The sequence below is a fragment of the Alishewanella sp. BS5-314 genome (assembly GCF_025377695.1).
GTDB classification, from domain to species: Bacteria; Pseudomonadota; Gammaproteobacteria; order Enterobacterales; family Alteromonadaceae; genus Alishewanella; species Alishewanella aestuarii.
The window spans coordinates 369,065-386,327 of sequence record NZ_JACEHJ010000002.1 but is presented as its reverse complement, the minus strand read 5'-3'; the positions used below and the strand labels follow the sequence as shown (position 1 = coordinate 386,327).

The 17,263-nt window shown below is 50.5% G+C and carries 14 protein-coding genes; 2 read left to right on the top strand and 12 right to left on the bottom strand.

Going from position 1 to position 17,263, the window contains the following annotated elements; genetic code table 11:
• Window position 1: 1 nt before the first annotated feature.
• The 7 genes from H1D31_RS06285 to H1D31_RS06255 form a co-directional block, all read right to left on the bottom strand.
• The gene (locus H1D31_RS06285; protein WP_261257021.1) at window positions 2-940 is read right to left on the bottom strand and encodes a glycosyltransferase family A protein; all 939 of its coding nucleotides are present in this window, start codon (window positions 938-940) and stop codon (window positions 2-4) included.
• 91 nt (window positions 941-1,031) lie between these two features.
• On the bottom strand, window positions 1,032-1,622 hold the full coding sequence (locus H1D31_RS06280) for an acyltransferase (RefSeq protein ID WP_261257019.1): 591 nt from the start codon (window positions 1,620-1,622) through the stop codon (window positions 1,032-1,034).
• The gene (locus H1D31_RS06275; protein WP_261257017.1) at window positions 1,619-2,845 is read right to left on the bottom strand and encodes a TIGR03087 family PEP-CTERM/XrtA system glycosyltransferase; all 1,227 of its coding nucleotides are present in this window, start codon (window positions 2,843-2,845) and stop codon (window positions 1,619-1,621) included. Before H1D31_RS06275 ends, H1D31_RS06280 begins: the two co-directional genes overlap by 4 nt.
• Before the next feature lie 25 nt (window positions 2,846-2,870).
• The gene (locus H1D31_RS06270; protein ID WP_261257015.1) at window positions 2,871-5,345 is read right to left on the bottom strand and encodes a CehA/McbA family metallohydrolase; all 2,475 of its coding nucleotides are present in this window, start codon (window positions 5,343-5,345) and stop codon (window positions 2,871-2,873) included.
• A gap of 10 nt (window positions 5,346-5,355) precedes the next feature.
• Window positions 5,356-6,630 carry a glycosyltransferase gene (locus H1D31_RS06265; protein ID WP_261257013.1) on the bottom strand — a complete coding sequence of 425 codons (1,275 nt, stop codon included), beginning with the start codon at window positions 6,628-6,630 and terminating at the stop codon, window positions 5,356-5,358.
• Window positions 6,617-7,588 carry a polysaccharide deacetylase family protein gene (locus H1D31_RS06260; RefSeq protein ID WP_261257011.1) on the bottom strand — a complete coding sequence of 324 codons (972 nt, stop codon included), beginning with the start codon at window positions 7,586-7,588 and terminating at the stop codon, window positions 6,617-6,619. Before H1D31_RS06260 ends, H1D31_RS06265 begins: the two co-directional genes overlap by 14 nt.
• Window positions 7,585-8,370 (bottom strand): hypothetical protein, encoded by a 786-nt coding sequence (locus H1D31_RS06255; RefSeq protein WP_261257009.1) that lies wholly within the window; start codon window positions 8,368-8,370, stop codon window positions 7,585-7,587. Before H1D31_RS06255 ends, H1D31_RS06260 begins: the two co-directional genes overlap by 4 nt.
• Before the next feature lie 227 nt (window positions 8,371-8,597).
• Between H1D31_RS06255 and H1D31_RS06250 the strand changes: the two genes are divergently transcribed.
• Window positions 8,598-9,671, top strand: coding sequence for a hypothetical protein (locus H1D31_RS06250; RefSeq protein WP_261257007.1), 1,074 nt, complete (start codon window positions 8,598-8,600; stop codon window positions 9,669-9,671).
• 26 nt (window positions 9,672-9,697) lie between these two features.
• Window positions 9,698-10,624, top strand: a complete 927-nt coding sequence (locus H1D31_RS06245) for an AAC(3) family N-acetyltransferase (protein ID WP_261257005.1) — start codon at window positions 9,698-9,700, stop codon at window positions 10,622-10,624.
• 1 nt (window position 10,625) lies between these two features.
• Here the strand turns inward: H1D31_RS06245 and H1D31_RS06240 are convergent, their stop codons facing one another.
• The 5 genes from H1D31_RS06240 to H1D31_RS06220 all read right to left on the bottom strand — a co-directional run bounded on the left by H1D31_RS06240 (window position 10,626) and on the right by H1D31_RS06220 (window position 17,237).
• Window positions 10,626-12,194, bottom strand: a complete 1,569-nt coding sequence (locus H1D31_RS06240) for a hypothetical protein (RefSeq protein WP_261257003.1) — start codon at window positions 12,192-12,194, stop codon at window positions 10,626-10,628.
• A 181-nt stretch (window positions 12,195-12,375) separates the two neighbouring features.
• Window positions 12,376-13,101: an acetoacetyl-CoA reductase gene (gene phbB, locus H1D31_RS06235; protein ID WP_261257001.1), complete on the bottom strand. Its 726-nt coding sequence runs from the start codon at window positions 13,099-13,101 to the stop codon at window positions 12,376-12,378.
• Window positions 13,102-13,139: 38 nt separating this feature from the next.
• Window positions 13,140-14,237, bottom strand: coding sequence for a CapA family protein (locus H1D31_RS06230; protein ID WP_261256999.1), 1,098 nt, complete (start codon window positions 14,235-14,237; stop codon window positions 13,140-13,142).
• On the bottom strand, window positions 14,234-15,706 hold the full coding sequence (locus tag H1D31_RS06225; RefSeq protein ID WP_261256996.1) for a lipopolysaccharide biosynthesis protein: 1,473 nt from the start codon (window positions 15,704-15,706) through the stop codon (window positions 14,234-14,236). Before H1D31_RS06225 ends, H1D31_RS06230 begins: the two co-directional genes overlap by 4 nt.
• Window positions 15,707-15,740: 34 nt before the next feature.
• Window positions 15,741-17,237 (bottom strand): hypothetical protein, encoded by a 1,497-nt coding sequence (locus tag H1D31_RS06220; RefSeq protein ID WP_261256993.1) that lies wholly within the window; start codon window positions 17,235-17,237, stop codon window positions 15,741-15,743.
• Window positions 17,238-17,263 lie beyond the last annotated feature (26 nt).

Below are 17,263 nucleotides of genomic sequence, written 5' to 3'. Positions count from 1 at the left end.
ATTAACCTCTACCGGGTAGTAAAAAACGGATCCCGGCCAGCGTGCCTAACGACCGTGCGGAAAAATACACCATATAAAATACAAAGATAAAACCAAAATTTAAGCCATGTCCGGGCAACATAAATAAGCGGGTGCTATACGCCAAAACAGGTAACATGGCCAATACGGCGGCAGGTAACAACAATGCTGGTTGCCAGATACTGAGCCCTAACATCAGCATAGCCAGCAATACCCAGAACGGCAGTAAGATACTTGGCCATTCCCGTAATGGGACGGTTCTGCCTTGCAGCGATTTAAGGTTATATTCGGAGCGCCAGATTTCTTTCTGAAAGGTTTGCCGCAAACTTTGATCCTCGCCCAAATGCACATAGCAAGTTGCCGAGGTATAAAATAAGCCACCTAAATGACTCAATTGCTCAGTGTAGTAATAATCTTCGCAGGTTTGCAGCTGTTCAGGGAAACCGCCAACCTGCCGATGGCTGCTACGACGGAGCAATAAATTACGACCGGGCAAAAAACTCACTGTGCAATCAAGAGCGGCATTACTCAGTGCCGTGCGCAACTTTTCAACCTTACCCGGATTGGCAGGTAACGCCTGACAGGCACTGACCACCGCCAGCTCAGGCCGGGTATTGAGCAACAGCAAACAGGTCGCGAGCCAGTCCGGCGCCAGACCAATATCGGCATCAAGAAATGCCAGGTACTCACTGTCGCCGATGTCAGCACCGATATTGCGCTGCTCAGAAATCGTTTTTGCCTCCGGGTGGTACAGGATCTGTAGTTTGGGATGTTCAGGCAATAGCAGTGGCGTACTATTCTTGGTAACCACAATAATCTGCGCAATCTGTTCAGCCGCAGTTTGCGCTAAAATGGAGGCAATGGTTGCATCCAGCATTTCAATGCGCCCAAGGTGGGGGATCACAAAATTCACTGTTGCCATCTGGCGCTTCCCTGACTAAATCACAGTGCGGTAACAAAGTGACAGGATTATAACCAGCTGTAGCACTGGCAACAAGTAAAGTGTCGTACTATCAAGCGTCCGGATAGACTGCTCTTAATACTTTGGCCGGATTACCCGCGGCAATCACACCGGGCGGCAGAGGCTGAGTGACCACGGCGCCGGCGCCGACAATGCAGCCCTCACCAATCGATGCCATCACAATGGCGCCGTTACCTATCCAGCAGTTAGCGCCAATGCTGACTTTTTCAAACACCCCGCCCTGCTCTTTAAAAGGCAGAGTAGGATCAGCGAACTGGTGCTGGTTTTTGCCACTTAGTATATGTACGCCGCTGCCTAACAGGGTATCAGCGCCGATTTGACACAAGCCGATATTACACTGTGGCCCCAGATAAACCCCATCACCAAGCTCGGTGCCCTGCTGCGAAAACAGCACTCCAAACCCGATATAGCAGTCTTGACCACAATGCTGCATTAGCAGGCGATATGCCGCTACCCTCAGATAACTGCCCGTCAGCCCGGGCACCAACGACAATAGCTGTGAAAAGCCGGCAAACAATGCATCACGGTGACAAAAAGGTTTTAATAACCAATAGACCAGCAAAAAAGGCAGTAGCAGCAGGGTCATCAGCCATAACAGCAGCTGTTTTAACAGGCTTTTCATTGCGCCTCTCCCGGTTCTTTTAACAACGTGCTTAACGGCTGCAACACGCCATCCCAGCTATAGTGATCGCTGATCAAAGCAACTGCCTGCTGCCGCAATGTCAGCCGTAGCACCTGATCTTCCAACAGGCGGAAAATAGCTGCAACAAACTCCGATTCAGTCGCCGCCAATAACAGGTGTTGCTCAGCCCGGCAGGCGATGCCTTCAGCGCCCAATGGCGTTGTAACAATGGGCAGACCACACGCCATGGCCTGCAGGATCTTGTTCTGTACCCCGCGCGCCAGCCGAAAAGGCCCGACAAAAATATCAGCTTGTTGATAGTACGGCAGGATAGCATCGACATAGCCGGTAACAATGACCCCCGGCTGCTTTTCCAGTTGCTGAATGCGTTTACTCGGCTGCATACCGGCAATATAAAACTTTGCCTGCGGATAACGCTGCCGTATCAAAGGCCACATGGCCTCTACAAACCAGAGCACGGCATCTTCATTCGGCAGATAGTCCATCACGCCGGTAAACAGAAACACCGGCGCTGCTGCGACCTGATCAGCGGCTTTTGGCTCTGCCGGATAAAATGCCTGCGTATCCAGGCCATTTGCCAGCACACTGACCTTAGTAGTATCGCTCAGTTGCTGGCCAAAGAGTTCAACCTCATTGGCTGAGATAAAGAAGCTGTGATCAAAATTGCGGTAAATCTGTTGCTCCAGCTGTGCCACCAATTTAGCTTCGCGCCGGTATACCCAACGCATCGGCCAACTGGCCGTCACACTGTATTGTCGCCATTTGTCAGAATCCAGGTCCATAAAATCCATCAACAACAGTGGACGCTTGGCTGACCCCAACTGGCTGACTGCTTTGCTAATATAAGGTGCCATTGCCGAGCTGGTAGCCAGGATCGCCCGTGGTGCCGACGCCTGCACAGCGATACTGAGTTGCTGTTGCAACGCCTGACTATAAAAATGCATTTCTGACATCGCTCTGTTGCAACACAGCGCCTTCAGTTTGCGCCACCAGGCAGCGGGTAACGGAGCGGTGATAACCTTAATTGACAGCTCTTTCGCCAGTTGGCTGGCGTATTCCAACTCTTGCGGCCGCTCGACAGGGGCAAAAACAGTTAGCTGAAAGCCCTGCTCCACCAGATACTTAAGCTGATGGAAGGTGCGGATTTTTTCCCCCTTATCTGCCGGATAAGGCACCCGGTGTGCAACGATCATAATATCCATGTTCTGAAATTCCAAAGTCATCCGGCTAACGGCTACGCAGCAGCCTGATCGGATTAGTATAAAAATAATGCCACTGACCTTCGGCAGTTTGCATGGCACCGCGGGCGCGCACAACAACGAAGTCACCGTCCAACTGCCCCTGCCAGCTTACCTGATACTGCTGACCACTGCGCTCTGGATAGAGCGGTACGGTTCTGATCGCATCCGGCGTGATCAGGATCAGCTCTAACTTATCCAGCCAGGCCGGATGACCTGAAAAGTCGCGCTCATGCAAACTCAGGTCAATTTTAACCTGATAAGCTTGCCGCGCTGCGACGCTGGCGTCATCGCCGCTATATAGCGTCTGCGCATCAGGTAGTTGCAGTCTGAAATCCAGTTCACGGATAAAGTTGCCCTGAGAGCCATAAAAGCGGCCTTGGCGCAGTGCCTGAAAAATACTCTGCTCTGAATTATCGCTAACAAGTAAGTGGGTACGAGAGAACTGACATGGCCGGTAGTCGAGTTTTTCTGTATGGTAATCTGAATTCGAACTGGCGCCCCAAAAACGTTCGCCCTGTTGCAGCAGACGATCCCATTGTCCTCCGACAACTGCAACTGCGGGATCCCAGCCGTGTACCGTACGATACAACCAATTATAGGAGGCGCCGGCTCTTTGGTGCCCTGGCCCGCCTTCAAAACCGACCAACAGCTGTTGCTGTTGCCGCCAGAGTTTGACATCCCAAAGATTTTCTTTGGCCGAGAAGTCCTTGCGGCTCGGATGATTATAGAACAACAACACACCGGGGAAATTCTGCTCTAACCAAGCCATAGCCTGCAATGCATCTTCACCACTGAGATTACGCTCATTATCGTATCGCTGGCGGAAGATCTTCAGCAATTCAGCGTTTTCCGTCAGCTGTGGCAACAATACCGATACGTGTTCCCGCCCCCCCAACGGCGGAATATTCCATTCCAGGCCGCTTAGTACCCTAAGCGGGGCGTATTTTTGCCGCGCACTGCGAATGGCATCCAGATATGCCTGCTCATTAAATCGCTTGTTACTTAAATCGGTATGATCGGTAAGGGCGATCACATCACAACCAAACTGCCGACCTTGCTGTGCCAGCCAATCTATATCGCGGGAACCGTCTGAGAAACGGCTGTGTAAATGCAAATCTGCGATCAGTGTCAGCTTTGGCGGCGGTAACCTTTCAATGTCGCTGTTTGTGAACCGTGCAACCGGCTTAGCATCAGCACGATACAAAGATAACGCGGCTAACCGTTCTTCAATGCGGGTTAATAAGGCCTGGGCCCCGGGGCCGTCAGGCCCGCCAAGCGCTTGATTTAACTGCCGCTCGGATAGCCCCTCTGGCAAGTCATGCCAGATCGGCATAAACGCGGCCTCAAAGTCATCCGTATCCAGTGTAAAAACCTGTTTCCGGTCAATATTACCAAGCTGCTGCACCATCCAAATGCCAGCTTTGTTGGCGGCCATATCCACAAAGCTAAAACCGCTGCCCCCCGAGCCGGCATCCGATAACTCTTTTAGGGCGCCAATTTGTATGGCCAATTGCTGATTACCAACCATTTTAATCACAGCGGAGTAGAGAAAGTGCAATGCCAGATCGCGACGCCCACTCAGCAGCAATGGCGGTAATTCCGGGATCTGCTCCGCACTAACCGTACCGTTAGTAAAACGCAGAAAACGTCGATCTGCGGCACTAATGGCAAGGGCCCACAGCGCGGTTGATGCTTCGCGCTCAAAACTATCTCCGCCTCTGTGCATGGCTTCACGCAGCATCTGTTGCAGATAAAACGCCAATTGACGTTGCTCGGGATGCGCTTTTGCCAGCTCAGTTAATACTTCAAAATAGGGCTCCAGCGGCAAAGGTGCGCCCCTACCCTGTAACGTACCCACTCCCAGATTAATCCCGCCCGACACCACAGCGGCGAGTTCGGGACGGATACGCATCGCCTGTTGTTTATGGAAACTGAGCGTCTGCTGCTGTACCCGGCCGCTTTGAAACAGTTCATAGATCAGTTTGTCCTCCGGTGCCTGGATAAAGGCCCACAAGGAGAACCGCATTAGCTGCATCATTAAGCGCCCCGATAACGGCAATTTACCCAGTTTGCAGGACTCAATCGCAAAACCGGCGGGCTGCTCCGCCAGCACGCAGGAAAAATAGAAGATCCGTTCGGAGAAAGGTGCCGGCAAACTACGGGCGCCATGGATCACTAAGCCAAAGTCAGTCAAACTACCGTGAAAGGTAATAGGACGCAGGCTTTGCGTGGCAACGTTAAGCAGTGCATCCAGATGTTTTTCGTCTAACGCCAACACCTGGGTTTGATCATCTGCCACCAGGCGTTGCCAGCTACTTTTCAATAACTGGTGAGATTCCCGCACATCCTGACTACTGATCTTCCGGGGTTGTACACTGCCCTTAATGGTTAGGCTGTAAAACAGTAACGCCACCAGCAACAGCGGTAACAGCAACCAGTACCCAAGACGTTTCAACACCATTGTCTCCTTGCTAGGCCACACCCTGTCCGCTTTCAGACAGGGTGACAGAGGTACTTGCAGCGCAGACCTCAGCAAGTAAGGCAGCTAACTCTGCCGTGCGGGAATAGCGCGAATACTCCGCAGCCTGAGCCGGAGTGACCAGCGCAGCCGGAGTTCTTTCATCCAGCAAGCTCGCCAGCGCAGCAGCAAGCTCATCCGCTATCATGGCACAGTATTGCTGCGGATAAGCAGCCAGCGCCCGGGCCGTGGCGCTTTGTGCGGGCGTCATCGCCAGGATCGGGCGGCCAGCACGGATATAGTCGTATAACTTACTCGGGATCTGATTGTTAAACAAAGGCCCCTGTAACAACAATAGCGCATCCGCACTGAGCATTTCTGTTAACGAATCGAGATAACTCACGCCTGGTAAAAACTCAACCAGCTCGGTAATCGCCAGCTCTGACAGCAGAGCCATAATCCCCGGCTGTGCCTGACAACCACGGAAACTCAGCACAAAGTTTTGAGCATTTATCTTACCTTGCTGTTTTAACAGCGATAATGCTCTGAAAATCGGTGTTGGATCCCGGCCATCGCCATACAAGGCACCACTATGTAATAACCGGAACCGCTCAGCGCTAACCGGTTCACCCGCTGCTAACTGCCGGAAATTCTCCTCATCAAAACCGTTTTCAATCACCCGGAACTTGCGCAGTAGCTGTTGTGGATATAAGCGTTGATATAACTTGGCAGCATTGTCTGTGGTAAATACCGCCAGGCTACAGTGTTTAATCGTTTGTTTTTCAATCCATTTCGCCAGGCCGCTGTAGCGCCGGGCACTGGGGTCATAACGACACTGCAGCGGATCCCGATAATCAGCTATCCAGGGTAAACCACTGCTTTGCTGTAACCGGTAGGCAATAAAATGTGCGGTCGATACCGGGTAGGTGCTCCAAATAACATCGGGTTTAAAACGGGCAATCAGTTTTTTACCGGCTGGGATCGCAGTTAATGCCCAGCTCCACCAGCGATCGGGCACACAACTAAAACCGAGGTACTTGCCGCGCCAGGCCAGATCACGGGCGGCATCAATAGCGGCGCAGCGTTCAACATGCAATACCTCAGGCGTGCCGGCAGAATGATCACAGCGTTCGTAAACCTGCTCTTTAACCGTTAATACCACCACATCCCAACCATAGCTCTGCAGGTACTGGGCAAACTTATAGGTGCGCTGCACGCCGGCGCTCTGACAAGGAGGATAATCCAGCGCCACCATCAGCAAGGTTTTGCGTGTTTCAGCTGGCATCATAATGTTTTCCACTGCCATTTAATAAACTATAGAGAAACCGGCCTTCTGACGTTGGCCATGGCGAGATCCGGCACAAACGATGCGCCTGCTGTTTAAGGTCACTGTTGCTGCCGGCATTTGTTGATACCGCATAGTGAAAGCCCGCTGCCACCACCATTGCCTGATGACGGTCTGAAAAATCACGGCCATACTGGCCATTAGGGTAAGCGAAGCTAACCACCTGCTGCTGCAGGATAGCCTCCAGTTGCTGCTTACTCTGCACGATTTCAGCCAAGGCAACATCGTCCTGCTCCAACGCCAGGATCGGATGATTTACTGTATGCGCACCAAACTCCATACCCTGTAAAGCCATTTCCCGGATCTGCGCCTGGGTCAGAAACTGCTGGGCCGCTGAGGGGGCACCGGCTAACTGCCATAACTGCTTAAGCTCGGTTTGTCGCTCAGCAAGTGGCAAATATTTCAGAGTTTCAATAACCTGCTGACTACAGTACAAGCGCTGCTGATAGGTTTGCAGCGGATACCTCTGGTTGCGAAACACCAACTCACTGCGGGCTAATGGAGCATCAATCACCGCCTGAGCAATACTTTCTTCCCACAGCTGCCCTTCCGCTAAACCAGCAGTAGTAATAAAAAAACTCGCTGTCAGGTTATGTTTTAGCAGTAACGGATAGATATGCTCGTAGCAATCACTGTAACCGTCATCAATAGTAATCACCGCAGCATTGGCCGGCAAAGTCCCCTGCGCTGCCAGTTGCCCCGCCTGAGCCAGCGTGAGCACCGTATAATAACGCTTGATCCAGATTAGCTGCTGCTCAAACTGCTCTGTGGTCAGAGCGGGCTGAAACGTAACCTGCCCTTCAGGTGCCACACGATGGTAGGTCAGAATGGTCAGGCGGTTCCCGGAAAGCCGCTGGTGTAGCTGGCGGAAGAATTGTAAAAAAGGATAGGCGAGTATCATTGCCAGGCTCCAGAGCGCAACTTTGCAAGCAATTTGACGACTAGCCAATCAGCAATTTTCACTTTAAACCATTTTCTTATACTACCGCAGTGTACGAGTCTGGTTTCCCAGATCTGCCGCGCCATTTCAATCACCAGCGTCGCTTGGGCAATGGTCAGTTGATTAGCGAAAGCAGGCTTTATCTGCTGCAGCGCAAATAATCCACTCAAGGCCCTGAAATTGCCGCTGGTAGCGGCTGTCGTCATATCTAAAATAGCCACAAACTCGCTCAATCCAAGCGGCTCCAGGCAAAGGTCTTCGACATCAGCCAGGACCAAATGTTGTTCCTGCAACAGCAGGTTCTGCCAGGCATCGCCTTTAAAACCCAAAGCCATCGGCTGCGTGTCAGGAATGCGACTTAAGATCTGCGCTGGTATAACCTGTGATGAACGGATATTTTTAACCCACTCCGGAATTGACGGTAACTGATACAGCTCGCTAAAAAACCGGTGATAAAACTGATAATCCGCCGGGAAAACAGGACGACCGGTAGCAAGGCCCGGTAGAAACTCCATTCTGACGGACACATCATCTTCACCCAGTTCGGCCCAGGTCGGAACTGTTGCCGAGCTAAGAGTCCCGGATAATAACGTAAGAGCATGCAGCGTGTAGCTCGCATTGTTATAACAATGGATTTTCGCCCAGCCTTTAAAGCGCTTTAAAATAAAAGGCTTACCGTTCTCTCCGGGGATCTGATACACATCCTTATATTGACTGAGTTTTAATACTTTCGCCTGCTTCAATACCAAGTCCTTTTGCTCTATGATCAAGATACCCTGCACCTCTGACAACGAGTCAACAGTGTTGAGTAAAGGAACAGCCTTACCGTCATTATAAAGAGTAATGGATGTACGCTTAGTTAACCGTGGTTTACAATTTTTACGTGTTGATTATGCATTACCGACGACCTTCGTTCAATCTTTAAGGTAGATACGCGGCGATATCAACACTGTTACGGAGCCTTGAAAAAATGGAATTGCTTTACAAAAATTTAATTGTGCACTGTGTCACGCCCCAGGGTTATCTGTGTAGCCGTGATCATAGTGTTTTTCTGCTGCAGAACCAGAGTAAGCGGCTCCAGCAATGTTTCACCTTACCAGCCAAAAATAATGGCTTACTGGCAAACTTAAAATATCGTCTGGCACGAAGCCGTTTGAGACAATGGTTAAAACCACAGTTAGGTATTGAACATCTGCTTGCGACGGGTAGACAAGATATAGTTATAGTTTATGACCAGATTTATATTCATTCCGCACAGTCAGGAGATACCAGTGTCTGCCAACTGCAAGGTCTGACTAGCTTTGCCGGCCCCTTACGCGGTGGTATGGCGCTGCATCCTGGCTCAGATATGGTGTACTTTGGTGAATATCTGAACAACTATCAGTCCGATATCCGGGTGCTTCGAATTGATAGCCAGCAAAATGTCGCTACGGTGTGCTGGGCTTTCCCACGCTCAGACATCAAACATATCCATGCCATCAGCTATGATCCTTACCGCAACCGGCTTTGGATCACGACTGGTGATGCGGACCATGAATCTGCCCTTTACTACACCGACGACGAATTTCAAAGCGTGCATAAATTTGCCGGCGGTGATCAGAGCTGGCGCGCTATCAGCCTGCTGTTCTTTCCCGATGCGATTGAATGGGGGATGGATGCCGGTAAAGATGCCCCGGCCAGTGCGATCAATCATATCTATCGCTACGAGTTTGCCAGCCAGCAAAGAGTACAGGTAGCAACTATCGGTAACCCGGCCTATGCGGCAGTTCAGTGTGCAGATGGCGGCGCTTTTATGGCAACCACCTATGAACCCGGCAGGTTACAGGACACTCCAGAGCAGGCTGCACTTTGGTATCGCAGCCCTGATGGCCGCTGGCAACAACTACTGGCTCTGGATTACCGGGACAGTCAGATGCAAACAGTCAGCCGCTATGGCATGCTGTACTTGCCCGCAGGTACTGTGCCGGCCAGGCAGTTACTCTTTACCACACTAAACTGTAGCCAGCGCCATCTGGCATGCTATAACCTGAACTGTGACAGCTAAACCTATTACCGATACAAGGAAGCACGATGCTAAACTCGCTAAAACAGCAACTAAAACGTATTCTGCAACGACTGCAACGCAAAAGGGCTGCTGATAAGCTTAAGCAGCAGGCCAACCATATCAGTGCTGAACAACTACAACATGACTTGCAGCAACTGGGCGTGCAACAGGGCGATACCCTGTTTTTACACTCCTCACTAAAAAGTCTGGGTTATGTGGTTGGCGGCCCGGCTACTGTGATTAAGGTACTGCAGCAGCTGGTTGGTGAACAGGGCAATATCCTGCTACCGGCCTACTACCTGCCCGGGGGCACCATTGAAGCCACTTGTCAACTGACAGATTATCAGTTCGATCCGAGGATCCATGGCACTCATATGGGACGGTTGCCGGAGACCTTTCTGCAACTGCCGGGCGTAAAACGCAGTCTGCATCCAACTCATTCGGTGGCGGTTTGGGGGGCTCAGGCAGACTATCTGACCAATGGCCATCATCAGGCCCCTTCGGTCTTCGGGGAGGGTTCTCCCTGGCAACGTTTTACCGCCTTGCCACAAGCCAAGGTATTAGGCCTTGGCATCAGTATGGGGCCTGTTACCTTTTACCACCTGCTTGAAGATCAGCTTGGCGAAGCTTTTCCGCTCAACGTCTGGCATCAGGAGTACCGTTTACCCTGTATCGATCAGGATAACAATATCTGGCAGGTGCCGGTTAAATCCTACAAGCCTGATCTGACACAGCAGCGGATCGATCATCCTTCCAGAGCAGATTTGCGGGAATTTTTCAGGCAGAGTCTGCAGCAAGCCGGTCTATTGCAGCAGGCTCAGGTTGGAGACAGCCAAAGCTGGTTGCTCCCAGCGACAGGCTTTCTGACACATCTGCAGTGGCTGGCTGAGCGTGGTATTACCGTTTATACCCCTGAAGCGGAGTTAGCGCAAAAAGCGGCCAACTCGCCTTGAACTAAGCCTCAGCACTCAGCGGTGGCTTTGCAACTGCGCCCGACGTTGAATGGCGGCGTAACCGTTGCGGCTTGGGGTGACTAGTCATTTGTTGCAGCTGATTCAGGTAGATCATTGGCCGGAAAAAATAGAAAAAATCGATAGCCCGATCTTTGCTAAGATGCGAACGTAAACAAGATAGCAGCGCCCGCGGACGCATCGCCACTGTAATAAAATCCGCCTGCAGGATCTCGCCCAGCAAGCGCTGATAATTATTGAATTTAGTCGGCAGATTCAGAATATCCCCACTCTCTTCACCAGTCGCAAAAGGCACTGCTGTAAACTCTGGAAAAGCCTGGGCGATACATTGGCTGTGGAATTGCCCGGAATAGTACAAGTCATTTGGTAAGGTCATCAGAAACTCAAACACTTGCGATTGCATAAAGGGTAAAAAAGGCAGACTGTGGCCGTTCAGGAAGCGGAAACTGCTAATTGCGATAGCTCGGCGGCTGCGGTTCCAGAAATAAAAGCTTTTCACCGGATTGACATCAGCGGCGTATTTTTCCATTTCATGCTGTAGCCGCTGCAGTAGCTGGCGTTCGTTCGGCAACCACTCGGGTTTGGCTGCAAAATATGCCTGATAGTAAGCATTAGCGGGCGCGATTTGTTGCAATAATGCTGACCAGTTACATGCCTGATACAATTGATACATCTGTGCCGTCACAATTTTAGACTGCCCCAGTACATCACCACCAAAGCCGTCTAACACCAGGCCTGGCGCCTGACTGGCCAGATACTGCCCGGCCGGATTGATCCAGAAATGATCATAGGTTTCAAAATTTGTCCGGGTATTTTTGTCCCGCTCGGCCTGCACCAACTGCTGCTCTGAATCCAGTGTCTGATGTGGTATCCCCAGCTGCTGACAGAGCGCACGGGCAATACTGACATCCTGATTGCTATGCGGCGACAGAACTCTGACGGTATAACAGCTGGCCAGCTCCAGCTCTAACTGCCGGGTAGTCAACAGAATATGCCGCGAGTCTTTGCCTCCTGTCACCGGGACATAAAGTGGCAGTGATACCGATTTAAGCTGTGCCAACGCCTGGCTAAAGAGTTCATGGTACCGCGCCGGTGTATGCTGATGAAGAGAGGGTTCAAAGCTCGGCTTGGTTACCGTAAGCCGCTGCTCTGCCGCATTAACCAGTAATTTGAGTTGCCCCTGCGGCCTTAACACGCCCTTAAAGGCCGTGTCGCTACCCAGATAAAAACCCAGCCGTAAGAAGATAGCGATCGCCTGCTGATCCAGGCTTAATTTGCAATGTTGCTGTATCAATGTCACCGAATTACTAATCAGCAGTTCAGCGCCATCTTGCAGATAATATAACGGGAAGAGACCAAGGCGGTCGGTACTTAGCGTGAAACTACCGTCTTTTAGTGCCCACTCGACAAAAGCACCGTCATCGCCGCTACCAAGCCGGTAGCCAATAAAGCCCGCGCTATCTCCTTCCAACAGCACCGGACCGTCATGACAACGTAAACGAATTAAAAAGTCTCGCAGGGCACCCAGCTGCATAGCTGCAGATATCGACATTGTTTCACTCCGCGTTAATGTCTGGATCTGGGCTAAAGCGTGCTGTTCCCCACGGCAGCATATTGCAGCGACCAAACCCAGTTTGAGCTGAGCTTACTGTCGTTAGGTTACGGTTTGATTACAGAAATGAAATACTAAAAAAGCGGCCTGAGCCGCTCTGTATGCGTCTGGTTATACCTACTTAAACCATATATTGGCCACCATTGACTGACAAGGTCGCTCCAGTGATGTACCCGGCTTGCTCAGAGGCAAGAAAAAGTGCGCAGCGTGCGATCTCTTCGGGCTGCCCCAGGCGGCCACTTAGGATTTGCGGTAAGATCCGCTCATTCACGATTTCCGCCGGCATCGCCTTAACCATATCCGTTTCAATATAACCCGGACATATCGCATTAACGGTGATCCCCTTGCGGGCATTCTCCATTGCCAGCGCCTTGGTAAACCCCAGCTCTCCCGCTTTAGCTGCACTGTAATTTGTTTGCCCGGCTTGTCCTTTCTGACCATTCACCGATGAGATATTAATGATCCGGCCAAAACCGCGCTCACGCATCCCCTCGATAACGGGGCGGCACATATTAAACAGCGAACTTAAATTGGTATTGATCACCGCTTGCCACTGCTCCAGCGTCATTTTATGTAGCATCACATCGCGGGTGATCCCGGCGTTATTAACCAGCACGTCAACAGGACCAAGCTCAGCTTCCACCCTGGCAATACCTTGCTGGCAGGCAGCAAAATCGCTGACATCCCACTGATAAACAGGGATACCGGTTTGCTGCTGAAAGGCTTCGGCGGCAGCCTGGTTACTGGCATACACCGCTGCAACCTTATAGCCTTCAGCATGCAGGGCTTCCGCTATAGCCCGCCCTATGCCACGGGTTCCGCCAGTGACTATCGCAACCTTCATCATGGTTTTGTCCTTTATAAATATCAGAATTAATCTATCGCTTATTTATAGCCCAAAGTTATTAAACTTCTGAACCAGTTTAAATGTTGGTCAGTTTTGAAATGCAAACTGATATACCGCAGAGACGCTTTAAAGCCATCCCGACAGTAAGTGTAGTAAATACCTTTAAGAAAACGTTTGAACTCGGCATAACAGAGACGCCAGTGGTGGGTCCTTAAGAATGCTTTGTCATTTAAAGCGAGTGAGTACTTTTCGATATCCGCCAGTGTCTTTTGGCATTCCTCATCCGACACGGCCCGCAGAAATCCGAACTGGCCAATTCTGGTCGGTTGTAAACTGTCTATACTAGCCGTCACTGTTGTTCCCTGTTTCACAAAGGAAGCTACCATTAGCATGCCTTCGTCAATATTACCCGGCTTATTCTGCATATATTGAGACTCTTTAACCGGGAAAATAAAATTCCCCAAAGAGTAGGCTATGACGCATCCTTCAACCACCTCATATCCTTGCAACGTATGGGAATGATGATGCACTATCATGGCACAGTATTTTGCCAATTTTCGTGACAAATTGACCCGCCATAACGATGGATAGTTGCTAAACTCCAAATCGGAATGGATAACCAAAATTACCGCATCCACCTGTTCGGCCAGCTGCATTACCGCCTGCTGCAACTGTTTTTCATCCAGGGCGGCGACGCCTGCTTCGTTGTCTGTGGCCGCATAGTGGCTGGCATCCGTTACATTTAAGATGCCGAAGGTAATATCCCTAACCCGCAACACCAAAGGCGTATACGCTTGCTTTTTATCTTTACCGGCGCCGACATAGTGAGCTCCGGCGTCGCTGATAAATTGCTGCATCTCGATAATGGGCTCAGCACCGCAATCTTTTATATGATTATTTGCCATGCAATAAATATCTAAACCGAGAGAACTCAGCGGTGGACACTGGCTGATCGGGATATTCATTTTCACCCCGGGGAAGGCAGTTTTTGACAAAATACACTCTAAATTCCCTATCGCCAGCTCATAAGGTTCGAACATCGCTGCAATAGCTGCAAAATGCTGCTGAGCCTGCTCATAAGAAAGAGATTTAACACCAGATAAACAGAGGTCACCAACGAAAGCAATTTTGGTCATAGCTTCTTCTTACCTTTTAGTAAGGTTAGCAGGTAAGTTTCCGGGCCATCAGGCCAATTTGAAAGTTTACACAATAGCAAAAGACTCAAGCCATAAACCAGTATACCCAGTGCGGTCAAAGGTAATGCCATCCAACCGCCTAAACCGGTATCGCTCACCAGAGGTGAAAACATCGCGGCGCCTAACACGGCGGCCATAAGCAAGGCCGCCAGCACCACCCGCCAGCTCGCCAAAAATAAACTTTTTACTGACATAATACCCAGTGACGATTGAATGTATTGCATCAAAACCATCCCCGTCAGGCTTGCCGCTAAAACGCCCCAAGCCAGCCCTACCGCTTCCCCTATCAGGATCCCTGCCGCCATAAAGGCCGCCCGAACAAAGAACATCGCAAAGGAATAACGTCCCAGCAGGTCTGCACGGCCGATTGCGGTAACAGCTGAAATGGCACAGGCAACACTCACTCTGCTGATCCCGACAAAGGCCAATATTTGCAAAAACACCACCGCTCCAAGCCAGTTTGGCCCCAGTAACAACAGCACGACATAGTCTGCAATCAGGCAGATCCCGATCACCGCCGGTAGTGCCAACGCCAGCACAGAACTCAGGATCTGAACATTAAGCTTTTGAAACCCAGGTTTATCGTCGACTAACTCTGCCAGTGCTGGTAAGGCGGCTCTGGCAACCGGCATAGCAATTTCTGTTGACGGCATACCTGAGATTTCTTTCGAAATCGTATATAAACCCAGTGTTTCAGTGGAAGAAAACTTACTCAGCAAAATGACATCTATTTTCGCGGATAACGCCGACATCGCTTCGTACACAAAGAACCATTTCGAAAAGCTAAAAATCTTATCCAGTGACGCGAGACTGAAACGGGGGCGGTAGTTTGAAACAATATAACTGGTCACCAGCTTCACCAGCATACCAACCAGACTACCTAACGGAAACGCCCAGTAAGTTTTATAAACCAAGGCCACAAAAAGGGTGGTAAAAAACTCAGCTAATCTGGACAGGATATTAAGCTTGAACTCCATGTTGAAGTTCATTTTCTTATGGAAATCAACGACACCAACGTTTAGGAAACCATAAAGCAGCGCTATTACTCCATAAACCAGAATGATGGGATAAATTCGCTCGTCGTTGAAAAAGTCTGCCATCAAACCTGCGGTTAGCATAATGACAGTAAAGAGAAATACGCCTCTGATGATGCAAAGCGTCCAGACCGTATTATAGTCTTGTGGCGTAGCCTTTTTGTTTCTAACCAGTGCGGTGAAAAAGCCAAACTCTGTCACCATCTCGAGGAAACTGGATAAAATCAGTGCCTTGGCGATTAACCCATAATCTTCAGGCAATAACACCCTAGCCAGAATGATGACCGACACCACTCCCAGCAAGCGCGACATCCAGCGAAATAGCAAGATCCAAAGACTGCCAGATAATATTTTCTTCCCAAAACTACTTTCCATCCACCCCTCGAAACGGCAGCTTTAATGCCGGGCGTTATTTAACGTATCTAACCAGCTGGTTTAAAAAACCTAACTTTCTATAAAAATGCACAAAACTGACCAGCTTTTTTCTATCTGTTATCGAGGCCAAGGCCTGCAACACGCCTTTTACGCGTAGCCGGGGCCGAATCACGCTATTGTTTAGCAGCTCCCAACTTACCGCCAGTAGCAATCGACTCCACTGCCACCAACTCAGGGTGTCACCTGGCTGCTCACTAGCCGCAAAAGGAACGGTTGCCAGGTCGCCGGCAAGCTGCTGTAACACCCGGGAATGAAAACTGCCGGAGAAATAAAGTGCCGGCGGTAAGCTGAATAAAAAGTCTACCAGCTGTTGTTGCATAAAAGGAAAGTAAGCCAGGCTATGCCCGGTCATAAAACGAATGGAACTAATGGCAATGGTTCTTCTGCTTCTGTTCCAAAAATAGAATTGGGCAACTGGATTAACCGTGCCGGTGAAGCTTTTAAGCTCAGCAACCAGCTGCTCAGCAAGTTCTCTCTCATCAATAATAAAGTCCTGATACGCCTCCGTAAGCCAGCTGTTATTATACTGGTTTGGCCGGGCGATAAGCTTGACCAGACGCTCCCAGTCTTCAGCGTGATAGGCGCTGTGCATCTCAGGCGTGACAATAGAAGATTGGCTTAACACATCACCACCAAAGCCATCGAGAACAATACCGGCTGGCCGGGTATCCAGATACCTGGCGACGGGGGTGGCCCAGCTATGATCACGGGTTTCAAAATTGGTCAGCAGATTCTTCCGCTGCTCACTGCTGATGAGCTTGGTTTCTGCGGCCAGCGCCTGATGCATCAAAGCAGTACGTTGACACAATTGCTGGGCAACCTGCTGGTCGTCATTATAATGTGGCGCCAAGACGCTGACCGTATAGCAGCAGTCGGGCTTAAGCCCGGCTTGATGCAAACTGAGAAAAATATGTCTGGAGTCTTTGCCGCCGGTCAGTGGCATATATAGCGCCGCGGTCTGCCCGGCCAGCGGTTGTAATGCGTGATGCATCAAATCACAGTACTGTTGCTCAAAGTCGCTATTGACCACTTTAGACTGCGCCGGTCTGCTAATGCTAAGCTCGACGCCCCCGGCAGAGACGCTGACCTGCAGTTGACCATTGGGTCGGCATAGCCCCTTAAAGGCCGTACGCTGACCAAGATAAAAGCCTAAGCGAAAAAATATTGCAACAGCCTCGGTATCCCGAGTCAGCGGTTGATGTTGCCGAATCAGCTCAACCGAGTTCGATAACACCAGCTGGTTTTCGTGCTGCAGATAATAAATTGGATACAGTCCCAGCCGGTCCGTGCTTAACTGCAGTCTGTTGTTCTGAAAGGCCCAGCGGACAAAAACACCGTCCGCATCAGCGTCGTCACCCAGACTGTAGCCATAGAAGCCTTCCGACAGACCTATAAATTCAACATGGCCGTTAAGGACACTTGCCTTGATGATAAAATCACCCTGTGTACCACGCGTCAAGGTTGCGGTCATTTACAGCCACTCCTGCGTTGCCAGGT

Coding starts and splice junctions, on each gene's coding strand:
- H1D31_RS06285 (WP_261257021.1), bottom strand. CDS start 940: ATGGCAACAGTGAATTTTGTGATCCCCCACCTTGGGCGCATTGAAATG.
- H1D31_RS06280 (WP_261257019.1), bottom strand. CDS start 1,622: ATGAAAAGCCTGTTAAAACAGCTGCTGTTATGGCTGATGACCCTGCTG.
- H1D31_RS06275 (WP_261257017.1), bottom strand. CDS start 2,845: ATGGATATTATGATCGTTGCACACCGGGTGCCTTATCCGGCAGATAAG.
- H1D31_RS06270 (WP_261257015.1), bottom strand. CDS start 5,345: ATGGTGTTGAAACGTCTTGGGTACTGGTTGCTGTTACCGCTGTTGCTG.
- H1D31_RS06265 (WP_261257013.1), bottom strand. CDS start 6,630: ATGATGCCAGCTGAAACACGCAAAACCTTGCTGATGGTGGCGCTGGAT.
- H1D31_RS06260 (WP_261257011.1), bottom strand. CDS start 7,588: ATGATACTCGCCTATCCTTTTTTACAATTCTTCCGCCAGCTACACCAG.
- H1D31_RS06250 (WP_261257007.1), top strand. CDS start 8,598: ATGGAATTGCTTTACAAAAATTTAATTGTGCACTGTGTCACGCCCCAG.
- H1D31_RS06245 (WP_261257005.1), top strand. CDS start 9,698: ATGCTAAACTCGCTAAAACAGCAACTAAAACGTATTCTGCAACGACTG.
- H1D31_RS06240 (WP_261257003.1), bottom strand. CDS start 12,194: ATGTCGATATCTGCAGCTATGCAGCTGGGTGCCCTGCGAGACTTTTTA.
- phbB (WP_261257001.1), bottom strand. CDS start 13,101: ATGATGAAGGTTGCGATAGTCACTGGCGGAACCCGTGGCATAGGGCGG.
- H1D31_RS06230 (WP_261256999.1), bottom strand. CDS start 14,237: ATGACCAAAATTGCTTTCGTTGGTGACCTCTGTTTATCTGGTGTTAAA.
- H1D31_RS06225 (WP_261256996.1), bottom strand. CDS start 15,706: ATGGAAAGTAGTTTTGGGAAGAAAATATTATCTGGCAGTCTTTGGATC.
- H1D31_RS06220 (WP_261256993.1), bottom strand. CDS start 17,237: ATGACCGCAACCTTGACGCGTGGTACACAGGGTGATTTTATCATCAAG.